Source organism: Photobacterium chitinilyticum, assembly GCF_004104355.1.
GTDB lineage: Bacteria > Pseudomonadota > Gammaproteobacteria > Enterobacterales > Vibrionaceae > Photobacterium > Photobacterium chitinilyticum.
Genome location: NZ_RJLM01000002.1, coordinates 302,497 through 316,293, shown reverse-complemented (window position 1 = coordinate 316,293; position 13,797 = coordinate 302,497). Strand labels below are relative to the sequence as shown.

General features: G+C 45.8%; 11 protein-coding genes. 7 read left to right on the top strand and 4 right to left on the bottom strand.

Features of this window, described 5'->3' with window-relative positions; all coding sequences use genetic code 11:
* Positions 1-74: 74 nt before the first annotated feature.
* A complete protein-coding gene (locus EDI28_RS07545) occupies positions 75-2,753 on the top strand; it encodes an alpha-amylase family glycosyl hydrolase (RefSeq protein WP_233353307.1) in 2,679 nt (892 codons plus the stop codon).
* Between the two features lie 102 nt (positions 2,754-2,855).
* On the opposite strand, the gene EDI28_RS07540 is transcribed toward EDI28_RS07545, so the two are convergent.
* Both EDI28_RS07540 and EDI28_RS07535 read right to left on the bottom strand, forming a co-directional pair.
* Positions 2,856-3,365, bottom strand: a complete 510-nt coding sequence (locus EDI28_RS07540; protein ID WP_128783239.1) for a P-loop NTPase family protein — start codon at positions 3,363-3,365, stop codon at positions 2,856-2,858.
* 76 nt (positions 3,366-3,441) lie between these two features.
* Positions 3,442-3,648: a LysR substrate-binding domain-containing protein gene (locus tag EDI28_RS07535; RefSeq protein WP_267900006.1), complete on the bottom strand. Its 207-nt coding sequence runs from the start codon at positions 3,646-3,648 to the stop codon at positions 3,442-3,444.
* Between the two features lie 646 nt (positions 3,649-4,294).
* Here EDI28_RS07535 and EDI28_RS07530 point away from each other — a divergent pair.
* The 4 genes from EDI28_RS07530 (at position 4,295) to EDI28_RS07515 (ending at position 7,763) form a co-directional block, all read left to right on the top strand.
* Complete coding sequence (locus EDI28_RS07530; protein WP_128783238.1) at positions 4,295-5,257, top strand: TDT family transporter; 963 nt, start codon at positions 4,295-4,297, stop codon at positions 5,255-5,257.
* A 112-nt stretch (positions 5,258-5,369) separates the two neighbouring features.
* Positions 5,370-5,966 carry a TetR/AcrR family transcriptional regulator gene (locus EDI28_RS07525; RefSeq protein WP_128783237.1) on the top strand — a complete coding sequence of 199 codons (597 nt, stop codon included), beginning with the start codon at positions 5,370-5,372 and terminating at the stop codon, positions 5,964-5,966.
* 124 nt (positions 5,967-6,090) lie between these two features.
* Positions 6,091-7,128: an NADPH-dependent curcumin/dihydrocurcumin reductase gene (gene curA / locus EDI28_RS07520; protein WP_128783236.1), complete on the top strand. Its 1,038-nt coding sequence runs from the start codon at positions 6,091-6,093 to the stop codon at positions 7,126-7,128.
* A 20-nt stretch (positions 7,129-7,148) separates the two neighbouring features.
* Complete coding sequence (locus EDI28_RS07515) at positions 7,149-7,763, top strand: glutathione S-transferase family protein (RefSeq protein WP_128783235.1); 615 nt, start codon at positions 7,149-7,151, stop codon at positions 7,761-7,763.
* A 114-nt stretch (positions 7,764-7,877) separates the two neighbouring features.
* On the opposite strand, the gene dcuC is transcribed toward EDI28_RS07515, so the two are convergent.
* Positions 7,878-9,263: a C4-dicarboxylate transporter DcuC gene (dcuC, locus tag EDI28_RS07510; RefSeq protein WP_128783234.1), complete on the bottom strand. Its 1,386-nt coding sequence runs from the start codon at positions 9,261-9,263 to the stop codon at positions 7,878-7,880.
* A 403-nt stretch (positions 9,264-9,666) separates the two neighbouring features.
* Here dcuC and EDI28_RS07505 point away from each other — a divergent pair, with 403 nt between their 5' ends.
* Positions 9,667-10,764, top strand: coding sequence for an extracellular catalytic domain type 2 short-chain-length polyhydroxyalkanoate depolymerase (locus EDI28_RS07505; protein ID WP_128783233.1), 1,098 nt, complete (start codon positions 9,667-9,669; stop codon positions 10,762-10,764).
* Between the two features lie 238 nt (positions 10,765-11,002).
* Positions 11,003-12,580, top strand: coding sequence for an alkaline phosphatase (locus EDI28_RS07500; RefSeq protein ID WP_128783232.1), 1,578 nt, complete (start codon positions 11,003-11,005; stop codon positions 12,578-12,580).
* A gap of 105 nt (positions 12,581-12,685) precedes the next feature.
* On the opposite strand, the gene pdxY is transcribed toward EDI28_RS07500, so the two are convergent.
* Positions 12,686-13,561, bottom strand: a complete 876-nt coding sequence (pdxY, locus tag EDI28_RS07495) for a pyridoxal kinase PdxY (RefSeq protein ID WP_128783231.1) — start codon at positions 13,559-13,561, stop codon at positions 12,686-12,688.
* Positions 13,562-13,797: the final 236 nt, after the last annotated feature.

The following is a 13,797-nucleotide window of genomic DNA, read 5'->3' as shown; positions in this document are numbered from 1 at the left end:
GGCGCGAAGTGACACTCTCATCGTATTAGATTTCCATTACTGTTTACGCAGATTTGTAGACGGGAAATTTAAACGTGGAACACAAAAAATATAAAACACTGAATAATATTAAGTTTTTGACATTATCGATAGCACTCGCTCTTACCGGCTGTCACTCAGACAGTAAAGCCATCGAAAAAGACAATAATGCTGTGGCGCCAGTTGATAATCAAGTGGCATCACCTGACTGGCAAGACCAGGTCATCTACTTTTTGATGATCGATCGATTTAATGATGGTAATAGCCAGAATAATGACCAAGGCCAGAATGAATATGACCCGACATCAGACAAGAAGTTCAGCGGTGGCGATCTACAAGGCGTAACCGATCAACTTAGCTACATCCAGGATTTAGGGGCAACCTCTATCTGGATCACTCCCCCCGTAGCTAATCAATGGTGGGATTCTGAACAAAATTACGGCGGTTATCATGGCTACTGGGCGCGTGATTTTCAGAAAGTAGATAAGCATTTCGGAGACCTAGAAGACTACCAAGCTCTTTCTCGTGAAATACACAGCCGAAATATGTTCCTCATTCAAGATATTGTAACGAATCATGTTGGTAACTTTTTCACTTACGATAACCCGTACAATTATGATGCTTCAAACCCTTGTACCGGTTTCCGTCTCATTGACAGCGCATTGGCTGCAAACCAACCCCTACCATACCCATTAAATCAGAATCAGTGCAAAGACGACGGCACAGGTAGTTATCATTGGACACCAAGCATTACCGATCACAAGAATCCGATACAAGAAAAAACATGGCAACTCTCTGATTTAGATGATCTCAATACCTCGGATCCTGAAGTCAGAAAGTACCTAAAAGAAAGCTACCGCAAATGGATCAAAGACGTCGGCGTAGATGCATATCGAGTAGATACCGCAAAGTTTGTCGAGCACGATTTCTGGAACGATTTTTTCCACAGTGAAGACGGCGTCTTATCACAAGCCAAAGAAACAGGTCGTGATAATTTCCTAACCTTTGGTGAAGTCTTTGAAGCCTCTACGCCGTACAAGACAGAAGGCGAAGAAAAAATGCTCACCTATATTGGTGAGAATGGCTCTCCGGCGCAGTTAACGTCTGTATTGAACTTCCCGCTGCAGACCACCATGACCCGTGTTTTTGCATCAGGCCAGCCAACGGATTATTTACGCTTCCGTCTAGAGCGTATGATGGAGATGTTCCCTAACCCTTACATCATGCCTAACTTTATCGATAACCATGATATGCCGCGCTTCTTGTCCCAGGCTAGCCCGGAAGATATGCAGCAGGCTTTAATTACCATGATGACAGTACCCGGTATTCCGGTTATCTATCAGGGTACTGAGCAAGCGATCGTCAACAGCCGCGACAGTATGTTTAACGGCGGCTACCGTACAGACGGTCAACTTGCCGATTCTTTCGATTCAGACAATAAAATGTACCGATTTATTCAATCATTGGCCCAGCTTCGGACTGAAAACAAAGTCTTAACGCGAGGAGAATTGAAAGTCATCGCCAGTGATAAAGCGGGAGCCGGTATATTCAGTTTCACTCGTCGCCTAAATGATGATGAAGTGTTCGTAGTCATGAATACCTCTTCATCCCCTATGCTGTTAAACCAGCTAGATCTAGAACAAGACGCAGGAACGGTTTTTGAACGGAAGATTCAATCTAACTGGCAAGCCGCACCAGAAACACTAACAACCGATAATCATGGTGAAGTCAGCCTTGAACTCGCACCAAAATCTGCTGTGATTTATTTCAAAACAGCTAAAAGCGGTAATGTCGAGACCCCGAAGGCAACCGTCGAGTTAAATGGCGACTGGAAAGAATCGGTGATAACACGAAACACCGAAATTACCGGAACAGCAACACCCAATGCGATGTTAAAACTGGTCGTCGATGGTAACTTGGCCGTGGCAAAAGACATAGCTGTTGATGCTAGCGGGGATTGGAAAACAACAATTTCAATACGTCATTTTGCTATCGGGGAGCAACAGCACCGCTTTGCGATTTACTACCCAGAAGCGAAAACTGGAACAAAAGATATTGCGTTTACTTCTGATCTGTCATGGGCAGACACACCCGAGAAAATCATTGATGATGCAGGCGATGCCCAAGATGGTAGTGGCGGACCATACGGCTCATATTCTCTACCCACTGATCCCTCTTTCAATAAAGACAAGAACCAGCTCTCGATTGAAAAGGCAGAGGTTTATACCGTAGGCAGCAACGTTCGCTTAAAAATGACCATGGATAACGTCACCAACAGCTGGCTACCGCCCAACGGCTTTGATCATGTCGGCTTTTCGGTTTTTCTTGGTTTGCCCGATGAAAGTGAGAAGGGCTTAACAACACTGCCTAAGCTTAATGCCGAAATGCCTTCTGGCACTTGGAACCGAAACGCAGTGATATTTGGCTGGCAAAGCTCAATCTATAGTTCAACAGGTGCAGACTCACAAACATGGGGAGAAACAGTCTCACCCGCCCCGGTTGTCACGGTCGATAAGGCTAACAGAGCAATTTATCTCGATTTTGCCAGTGATGCTCTTGGCCGCCCCAACTCGCTTAACGGTATCAGCATCTATGTCACGACATGGGATATCGACGGATTATCGGCCGTCTACCGTCCGTTAGACACCCAAAAGGGACCGTGGAATTTCACAGGTAACGATAAATCAGAACCCAAAATTTGGGATGCACTCCCCGTCATCACTTTAAGTGAGTAAAAATTTAGAAACCTCTGCGATCACATGAAAAATGCCGCCCAACACTGGGCGGCATAGAACACTTCTGGGTGCTGATCTGAATTTGAAGCCTTCATGCTCTAATTAGCATGTTGCAGAGACAACATAGGCGTTAACTTCCTCGCGAGTTGTGAAATGTAACTTAGTGCCCTTAAAGCCAGCATACAAATGGTGATGAAATTCGCGTGAACTTTTCGATGTTCTCGAACCGTATTCGGACGCCCATTTTAGAAGTGCCCGGAAATTCTCCTCCGCTAATTCATGATCCAATTGCTTTGAACTCTCCGATCCTCGTGATAACAATGATTGCTCACACAAAGGCCAGTCAAGATCCAAAAAAATTAACGTATCTGCTGAAGAAACTAACTTCTCGGCCAAAGCGCCAAACACCCCCTCGACAACCCAGCTCGATTCGGTGGAAAGCTTTTCTAACTCGCGATCTATCGACTCTTGGGAACGTTTTTGATTGTACCCTCCAGGCTCCCAAACAACGCTATCGAGGTTAACTTCTTTCACTTGCAACAATGACGACAAACGGGACGATAACCAGCTCTTCCCCGAGCCTGAATTGCCAATAATGAGTACTCTTTTCATGCTTATTCGTATTACCCAATGATTCACTTCGTTAAACAGGCTGTTCGTTCACCGCTGCTTAACCATATTCTTGTGTTTACCAGCTCTGGCTTTTAAGGTATCCCGGAGATGCACAGATCACACTGCGACACGGCGACAACTTGCGGGCAATCAGATTCGAATCCGACAAGGCACCAATCCTCAACACCATGTCTAGCCCCTCATCCACCAGATCGGTCACTCTGTCATCCATCGACAGGGGCAGCTTTATATCCGGATAGTCCCACAAGAACTCACTGAGCAGGGGAGCAATATGCAGTCATCCGAATACCATAGGGATGCTCACTTTTAGATGACCTTTGGGAGAGCCTGCGATGCCTTTGGCCTATTCGGAAGGGGCTAAAGACATGAAAAGCCGCACCATTGCAGTGCGGCTTAATTATATTTTTTCTCACCTTAGTCTACCTACTCAGCACACGTAAGGCTTTTACGATGTACGTTTACATCTTGAGGCTTCGCCACTCATTACGTTGAGTATGCCGTGCCCGATACAGTCACTTCTTTAAATCGGACATCTTTATCAATTGGCGAAGAAGTATTTATATGTTTTTGTCACTTAACCAAATTGTAAGTCACTAAGCAATAAGCACTTAGCTTTTCGCTTTGTTAACGTTGATTCACATCAGCATCAACACGAAACTTGCGCCCTTGAGCCCTATGAATACGGCTTAATCCTCCAGAAGCTAAGCAAGAAACAGCTCATCACAAGCTTCATATTAAATATGGTATGAAAATCTACTTTTCGCAACTTCAATTTATAGAAAAAGCTGTTTGAAACGTGACCGACAGCACTTTTTGACTTAAATCAAAGGAGCGCTTTTTATCACCAATCTGGTGTAAGATTCAACATCACATCACGAGCTGTTCATTGGAGTAGGAATAGGGATTTCATGGTGGCAATAGGGAATGCTGTGAAACATGTGCCCACGGCACAGGCTGCATTAGCACTGGCAACAACAGGGACCGGACTTGCCTGGTCACTGTTTTTACCGGGTGGCGGGGAGATGATCCGCAGCTTCTGTGCTTTTGTCGGCGCATGCCTGCTAGCACCAGTCATTATCAAATACCTGCTCAATCCACAATGCTTTTTCCAGGATCTTCGTCATCCTCTCTATGGTAGTCTGATGGCACCGGTAACAATGACCATGCTGGTACTGGCCGACTATCTGTCTTCTATTCATATTGAAAGTGCCCGCCTGCTTTGGTATCCGGCACTGATGCTCCACTTTGCCATGCTGATCTACTTTTTCTGTTTCCAGCTAAGCCGATTCCGCCTGACTAACCTGTACCCAAGCTGGTTTCTGTATCCGGTCGGGGCAATCAGCGGCACTCTGGCTGGCCCGCAATTGGGACATACTGATTTTGCCATTACCATGACCAATACCTGTGTCGGTATCTACTTCCTGATGCTACCCGTTGTGCTATACCGGCTCTGCTTTGCCGGTCGCCTTCCGCGCCCGGCAAGGCCGACACTGGCAATTATGGCGGCGCCAGTTAATCTGTCCCTTACCGCCTACCTGCTCAACGTCGAACAACCAGATCCGGTACTGACTGGCGCACTGGCCGGTGTCGGCATTACCATGACCATCCTGGTCTATCTATGCTACTTCAACCTGCTCAAGCAGCGCTTTCAACCCTCTATCGCGGCGGTCACTTTCCCTTCGGTAATCAGTGCCGTCGCCATTGAACGCCTAACCCAATGGCTGATAATCGATTATCCTCATTGGGCCTGGCTTGGAAACCTGGGGCTCTTTGAACTGACAGTCGCGACTGGCCTGGTCATCTGGGTAGGGTGGAATTACCTCGGTTATTACTGGCCGAAAGCTGCTATCTCCAAACAGCCATCAACCTAGAGGCTTGTTCTCAAGGGCATCTGTTCAATGACTTTAGGCTTATAATGCTGAACGAATTTCAATACATCACAAAAGACTAGACGACTGGTCTAGTTTATTTTATTCTTGCCTCATGAACGTACAAACTAAAGAAACTCGCCAACATATTCTTGATACTGGTTACGACTTGATCGTGGCTAAGGGATTTTCAAATGTTGGTTTGTCACAGCTCTTAAAGCATGCAGAAGTGCCAAAGGGCTCGTTTTATCACTACTTCAAGTCAAAAGAACAGTTTGGTGAGGCCTTGATCAATGGCTACTTCACCAACTATTTAGAACGCTTGAATGCCCTGCTCTGCAGCAACGACGGATCTGCTTACGATCGTCTTATCGGCTATTGGCAACGCTGGATAGATGTTCAGGAGGGAGTCTGCGGGGCACAAAAATGCCTAGTCGTTAAATTGACTGCCGAAGTGTCCGATCTATCTGATCCGATGCGTTTGGCGCTACTAAAAGGTGCCACCAGTATTATTTCAGCGATCAGCCAATGTATTGAAGATGGCAACAAAGAGGGCTCAGTGACTGTGGGCAATAGCCAAGAAACCGCTCAGCTACTCTATAACCTTTGGATTGGTGCCAGCTTGATGAGAAAACTCACTCAGAATCAAGCGAGCCTAGAGCTCGCCATGGAAACTACCAAGAAAATATTGGCTGGCGAAGCTTGCTGTTAAACGACTAACGAATCAAATAGCCCCGCCCTTTTGAGGACGGGGATTTTTTTAACCACCCACTAGACGACCGGTCTAATCAGACCAGGCTTTCTAGTGTAAGTAGAGATTCAACAAGGAATTTCCAATGACAGATACCCAAAGCATCAACTCACGTATTGTATTGGCTTCACGACCAGTAGGCGCTCCAACACAAGACAACTTCCGCTTGGAAACCGTTACAAAGCCCGTTCCGGCAAACGGCGAAGTACTACTTCGCAGCGTCTACCTCTCGCTTGATCCGTATATGCGCGGACGCATGAGCGACGCAAAATCTTACGCTGATCCTGTGGCGGTCAATGATGTAATGGTGGGCGCAACTGTTTGCCAAGTCGCCGAGTCAAATAACCCTGAATTTGAAATTGGCGAGTGGGTACTTGCCTATACCGGCTGGCAAGATTACTGCGTTTCCGATGGTGAAGGCCTGCTTAAGCTAGGCAAACAACCAGCAGCCCCATCCTATGCATTAGGCATTATGGGGATGCCCGGTTTTACGGCCTATATGGGTTTGCTCGATATCGGCCAGCCAAAGCCAGGTGATACGTTGGTAGTAGCGGCAGCAACTGGTCCGGTAGGCGCGACTGTTGGACAAATCGGCAAACTCAAAGGCTGCCGTGTTGTCGGTGTCGCCGGTGGCGAAAAAAAGTGTCGTTACGCCAAGGAAGTACTGGGCTTTGATGAATGTATTGATCACAAGGCAGACGATTTCGAGCAACAGCTACAGGCTGTGTGTAGCAACGGTATTGATGTCTATTTCGAAAATGTCGGTGGCAAAGTGTTTGATGCGGTATTACCACTGCTCAACACTGGGGCCCGTGTACCGGTATGCGGTTTGATTTCCCAATACAACGCAACCTCTCTGCCTGAAGGGCCGGATCGCATGTCTATGCTGATGGGGACTATCTTAGTCAAACGCATTAGAATGCAAGGTTTCATTATTTTTGATGACTACGCACATCGCTATAACGAATTCGCTCAAGATATGACGCAGTGGCTATCTGAAGACAAAATCCAGTATCGGGAGCACTTGGTGAAAGGGCTAGATAAAGCTCCTGAATCATTCATCGGCTTATTGGAAGGCAAGAATTTCGGCAAGCTGGTTATCCAGATCAATCAGCCACTATAAGCATTCAAAGGATGAAACCAATGATCAAATTGCATCACCTTAATAAGTCCCGCTCAAAACGTATTATCTGGTTGTTGGAAGAGTTAGGTCTTGACTACCAAATCGTACCTTACCAGCGAGACAGTGTAACTTTTCTTGCGCCGCCCGAGCTTAAGGCTGTTCACCCGCTGGGCAAGTCTCCTGTAATTGAGGACGACGATTTAGTGATCACCGAGTCAGGTGCCATCACAGAGTATCTCATCGAAAAACATGCCTCGGGGCAATTGTCGCCAGCAAAAGGTACTCAAGATTTCGTCGAGTATTCGCAGTGGATGCATTTTGCCGAGAGTTCAGCCATTCTTCCTTTATTGCTGAAAATGTTCGTTGACAAAGATGGTTGCGAGACCAACTTCCTTGCAGGTTACGCCGATGCTGAAACCGTCAAGGTCGTGAGCTATTTTGACCAGTCACTTCAGGACAAGCGCTACCTGGTGGCCGATAAGCTCACAGGAGCTGACATTATGATGTCTTTTATTGTCGAGATATTAGCAAACAACAATACACTGGACAGTTTCCCGAATATCGCCGCTTATGCCCAGCAGCTAAGCACTCATCCGGCTTTCCATAAGGCCAATGAGATAGAAGCGAGCTATTAGAAGCTGTCATCCAATAATGAAACGGCCCCGAATTGCTTCAGGGCCGTTTCTGTCATTGTTCAGATAGTTGCACAGGAATACCCACCATCGTTCCATGGGGGTTAACTTAGTTGATTAGAAACTCATAATACTGACGACCACTGAAATCATAATACCACCAAGCATTGGGATGGCTGTTCGCTTGGCTAACTCAAATGGTGAGGTGTCTGCTACACCCGCAATGGCGACCATGTTAGGAGCGATAGGGGATATATTTCGGCTCATCCCAGCAACAAACTGCATCGGTAATAACATCATTACAGGGGCGATGCCCATTTTGGCGGCAATGTCTGGTACCAGATTCGCGAAAGAGAAAAAGGCAGCATTACCTGAGCCCATTAATATAGCGGAAATCATGATGATCAAAACCATGACGATGGTCATTAATACAGGGCTAAAGCCTGCGGTTTCTGCTGAGTTAACGATGACATTAATCGCGCCAATCGCTTTTAATCCTTGGGCAAATGTTTGACCGGCAACGATGAACGTGACCACGTTGGCAAATTGTCGGCCCATACCATCAAAAAAGTGCTGGATTGAATCAACAACGGCCATTGCACTGTGGCGGCGGAAGAATTCAAATATTAATGTGACAACCAACGATACAAACATCGCCGTCGTAACATCCATTTTTATCGTGGTAATAACTAATTTACTAAAGGTAAAAATAAGCACTAAAGGGATGACCGGAAGGATAGCGTAGATCGCGGGTGCTTCTTCCTTGTTATCACTCTGCTCGGTGTTTAACTCTGATTCGCCAAGATGACGGTGCTCGCTGGCAATGTGGCCAATTTTTAGATCAAAATGCTTTTGAATAATAATATGAAGTATCGCTACAACCAACAAGGCGGCAAAGGCAACGACCAGTTGATAATCAACAACATAGTCAACAACATCAATACCTATAATTTCGGCTGCAAAGTTTACATTCCCTTGCCCAGGCCCCATTTCGACGGCGACCGCAGTGGCAATCGGTGCACATGCCGATAAACGGCTAAGCCCAACACTACGCATCAATGGATACAGCGTAACCATTAACAGCACCCCTAGTCCAGAAGCACTCGTGATGAAAATAGACAGGAATTCTCCGATAATAAAACACATCGCCATAAACATATAAGGCATATGTTTTATCTTAACCAAGGGACGGGTAAGTACTTTAACCAACGCTTCTGACGCGCCTATTTCATGCATATAAACGGCAAAGCCTGCAATCGCCATAATTTTTAAACCAAGCCCTGCACTCTGGCTGGAAAAGGTGTTTTTGATGAACTGAAAAATATCAAGCCATTTTGAACCGGTAGATGCCGCTTCGGGTAATGGAAGATCTTGGCCGATTAAAATCGCGGCAATCATGAGAACAATACCGCCTGCAAGTAATACAGCCTGCGCTTTGTAGCCTTTAAGTACGAACCTGGCCACCAGACAAGTGACAACAAGCGCAATAATTATTGATAACATACAACCTCATTAATATTTAACTTCTTTAAATAATCTTTAACAGGTTAATAATTTCACATTTAACACTAAAAGGCAGTGATTAATGCTAACTTTTCATTATTAACTGGAATTATCGGATAGTATGATTGGATATAAAACAGAAATGTGACTAAAGCGATTAATTCTAGCTTTTTACTGATAAAACTAAGATTTCATTCGAAAAGTAATTAGTATTGGGCCTGATCACGCCCCACCAAGAAGCCTCACCACTCAAACACTACAGAATCATACCCCTCTCGCATTTTTCTTTCGTCAATCGCAATTTTTTATACAACAAAGTGCTTATGTGCATATTCTCGCCTCAGGGGAGCTGACCCACCAGCACCAAAATTGTATACATTTTTTATATTGCCAGGAGGCAAACATGGTAAAGGAACTCAAAATCACAATTGCTCTGTTATTTATTTCGCTCAGTACCACCACCCAAGCAACACAAACGGAGCTGCCGGCACTGAATGCCCTGCCCAACGAAACGTCTATTTCAGGGTTATCCTCCGGTGCGTTTATGGCTGCACAATTCCATGTCGCCTACTCAGAAAAGTTGGTCGGTGCCGGAATAGTCGCTGGTGGCCCATGGAACTGTGCCGGTAACAACCCTTTCAGCAACCCGTTTATTACACCGATCCTGACCGCCACAACGACCTGTATGAATCCCTGTAAAGGCAGTATTGTCGGTTGCCCGTCAATGATGTATCCGAACAGTGGTTTCTTGGTCGACCTTGCCAAGCTCACTGCCGACTCAGGCAAAATTGATGCTGTAGACAACCTAAAAGACGACAAGATCTATATATTCTCGGGATCAAGTGATGAAACCGTAGTAACCGGCGTTGTCGACACTACCGCTGAGTTTTACCAGAAGCTGGGAGTAAGTGACGATCATATTCTGTACAACAACCAAATTAATGCTGGCCATGCCTTTATCACCACCGATCAAAACGACAACCAGTGCGACAAGACCCAAGAACCCTATATCAATGATTGCGATATTCCACAGGCCCAGCGTATTCTCAAGCACATTTATGGTGAGCAGAACCCGGCAGCCAAGACATTAAGCGGCGAGCTGATTGAATTTGATCAGAGCGCCTTTTTCGACAGCCCGCTCACGAGCATGAATGAAACCGCCTTCGTGTATATCCCCGAAAATTGCCATAATGAACAATGCAAAGTTCATGTCTCTGTACATGGCTGCGAGCAAGGCGCCTCTGTTATAGGAACAACCTACGTCAGAGAAACAGGCTATTTGGAAGCTGCTGATACCAACAGCACAATTGTGCTTTTCCCCCAAGTAAAGAAATCAACACTAAACCCAATGAACCCTAAAGGATGTTGGGATTTCTGGGGTTATAGTACCAACAACCTTCCTCCGTATAATTACTACAGCAAAGATGCACCGCAGATGGTAGCGATTAACAAAATGATTGCTCGCCTGATCAGCAAGCCACTGCACCTCTCCCAAAAGTAGTTTTGATTAAACTATTAGTTATTAGCACCCCCCGAATAAGCGGCGTCGAGAAAATGCTCTGCGCCGTTTCACATTCCGGTCTGTAATTGTCAAAAAAGACATGCTGACTTAGGATATGAATAGCGGCTCGAGAAATGCGTTGAAACCCAACTGCAACCCCTTCCACCCACCGCAAACAATTGAATCAATTGATATATTGAGCTTCACACTGTAACAACACCAGTATCAGGAAGATAAGATGAAGTACCCTATCAAACCGCTCATTCTCGCCGCAGCAACGTCTACATTCTCCTTTTCTGTATTATCGGCAGAAATCAAAAATGTTATCTTCATGATTGGCGACGGTATGGGGCCGCAGCAAGTCGGCTTATTAGAGACATACGCCAACCATGCGCCACATTCAATTTACAACGGTGAAACCACCGCCTTATATAAACTCGCTCAAGAAGGTGTCGTCGGCTCGTCGCTGACTCATCCTGAAGACGCTATCGTTGTCGACTCTGCATGCTCAGCAACGATGCTGGCTACCGGAATTTACACCGCTTCCGAAGTCATTGGTATCGACTCAAACGGCAACCATATCGAAACCGTACTGCAAAAAGCAAAGCGCCTTGGCAAAGCAACAGGATTAGTATCCGATACTCGTCTGACTCATGCCACCCCTGCCTCTTTTGCTGCCCACCAGCCACATCGCTCACTAGAAAACGATATCGCAGCAGATATGCTAGAAACCGGTGCTGATGTCATGCTTTCCGGCGGCCTGCGCCACTGGATCCCCCAATCAACAAACGACAAAGGTGCAATCTACAACGAGCTTGAACAGCTCACCCAAGGTGACGTGAAGCTAAAATCAAAACGTAAGGATGAACGAAACCTGCTTACTGAAGCAAAAGCCGACGGTTATAGCCTCGCCTTTAACAAAAAAATGCTAGAAAAAACCCAAGGCGACAAACTGCTGGGGCTATTTTCATATTCAGGTATGAATGACGGTATCGTCCATAGCAGTACCCAAAGTGATCCCGCCCGTACGCAACCGACACTGAAGGAGATGACAGAAAAGGCACTGAGCTTACTGTCCAGAGATAAAGACGGTTTCTTCCTCATGGTTGAAGGCGGCCAGATTGACTGGGCCGGACACAGAAATGATGCCGGCAGAATGCTGCATGAAATGATCAAGTTCGACGAGACGATACACTCAGTCTATGAATGGGCCAAAGACCGTGATGATACCCTCATCATCGTAACAGCTGATCACGAAACAGGATCCTTTGGTTTTAGCTATTCATCAAAAGGGCTACCCGAGCCAGAAAAGCGATCCGGTGAGGCTTTCAAGAAATACGATTACGCCCCAAACTATAATTTTGGCTCATTCGATATCCTCGATGGGCTATACAACCAGAAAAAGACTTACTCCGCGATGATAAACGAGTTTGATGCACTTGAGGAAGTGCAACAAACACCGGAAAGACTGGCTGAAATCGTCAATGCAAATAGCGACTTTCCCATCACAACGGCTCAAGCGGCCAACGTATTGGAGAAAAAGCCAAATCCGTACTACCGAGAAAATCACAAGCACCTCGCCGCAAAAGAGGTTCCGAAGATCAATGACTTTGATGCCTTCTTCCCCTACAACTACCGTGAAAACTTGCTCGCGCGCGAACAGGCAACAGCACAACACACAGTTTGGGGAACAGGAACCCATACTCACACTCCGGTCAACGTATTCGCCTGGGGGCCACTAAACGAAATCGTCCCGGTATCGAAAATCTTGCACCACTCAGAGCTAGGGGAATACGTTAAAGGTATGGTGGAGTAAAGATCTGACGCCAACCTTCTGACATATAAAAGACCCTGAGCAGATGTTCAGGGTCGTTAGGGTCTCGGAGTCTCTCTCCGGAGTAGTCTGTTATCTGATTGGGTCTTATGCCGTCATCAATTGAGCATCGATCATTTCGACCGCAAATGTCTCGCTTGGCTCGACAAGTTCGTTTTGCGCAAGAACGGTTTGTAGCTCCCATTCATTCTGTTGGTGCGTCTGCTTAAGCACACCATAGCAAGCATCATGGCAATGCTGGAATGCGTCCATGGGAGAGTCGCCTTTCAAGAGGCCAGCCGTAAATACTGCAGATATCAAATCGCCGACACCTACGGGTTGCTGCTCAAAAGGTAATTGAGGGCGCTGAGCAAGAAAACAGCCATCCTGAGTCGCTAACATCATGCTGAACTTATCATCGGAGATACAATAGAGATGCTTGACCAAAACAACTTTAGGGCCTTTGGCTAAAGCTATATTACAAGCCGTTACGGCATCAGAAAGTGTGTTAATTTCCATTTGTGCAAATTGACTGAGTTCGAATTGATTCGGCACGATAACATCTGCAATAGGCATTAGATCATTGACTAAATGCTCAGTTATACCAGGCGCAACGATACAGCCTTTATCCGGCGCCCCCATCACGGGATCACAGATATATAAAGATGAAGGGTTTTGATCCTTTACTTTTTCGACTGTTCTGACAACGGCCTCGCACTGTTCGGCACTTCCTTGATAACCGGTAAGAATTGCGCCACAGCGTGTTAACGCACCAATGTTATCAAGTCCCTGAACCAGTTCATCAATATCTGAAGCTGAGAAAGCACGCCCAGTCCAACCTTGCTTATATTGAGTATGGTTGGAAAATTGGACCGTATGGATCGGCCATACTTCAAACCCCATTCTTTGCATCGGGAAAACCGCAGAGCTATTTCCTGCATGCCCGTAAGTTACATGTGATTGAATGGATAAGATGCCACGCATAATGTTTTCCTTTTGATATTTCCAAATCACCTCAAGAAGACTTCAAAATTGCGAATTTAGAGAATGGAAATAATCTAAAACAGTTTCTGTCTTTTCATTACTTTTATATATATTAACTAAAAATAATCGCGATGAATTCTATAAAAACACTCAGCTCTACCCTTCATAGGATAGAGCTGTAATTCATTTAAAATTTATCATACATTTTAAAGCCATGATAGCTATCTTGAAGCAAT

Coding starts and splice junctions, on each gene's coding strand:
- EDI28_RS07540 (WP_128783239.1), bottom strand. CDS start 3,365: ATGAAAAGAGTACTCATTATTGGCAATTCAGGCTCGGGGAAGAGCTGG.
- EDI28_RS07505 (WP_128783233.1), top strand. CDS start 9,667: ATGGTAAAGGAACTCAAAATCACAATTGCTCTGTTATTTATTTCGCTC.
- EDI28_RS07515 (WP_128783235.1), top strand. CDS start 7,149: ATGATCAAATTGCATCACCTTAATAAGTCCCGCTCAAAACGTATTATC.
- pdxY (WP_128783231.1), bottom strand. CDS start 13,561: ATGCGTGGCATCTTATCCATTCAATCACATGTAACTTACGGGCATGCA.
- dcuC (WP_128783234.1), bottom strand. CDS start 9,263: ATGTTATCAATAATTATTGCGCTTGTTGTCACTTGTCTGGTGGCCAGG.
- EDI28_RS07530 (WP_128783238.1), top strand. CDS start 4,295: ATGGTGGCAATAGGGAATGCTGTGAAACATGTGCCCACGGCACAGGCT.
- curA (WP_128783236.1), top strand. CDS start 6,091: ATGACAGATACCCAAAGCATCAACTCACGTATTGTATTGGCTTCACGA.
- EDI28_RS07525 (WP_128783237.1), top strand. CDS start 5,370: ATGAACGTACAAACTAAAGAAACTCGCCAACATATTCTTGATACTGGT.
- EDI28_RS07500 (WP_128783232.1), top strand. CDS start 11,003: ATGAAGTACCCTATCAAACCGCTCATTCTCGCCGCAGCAACGTCTACA.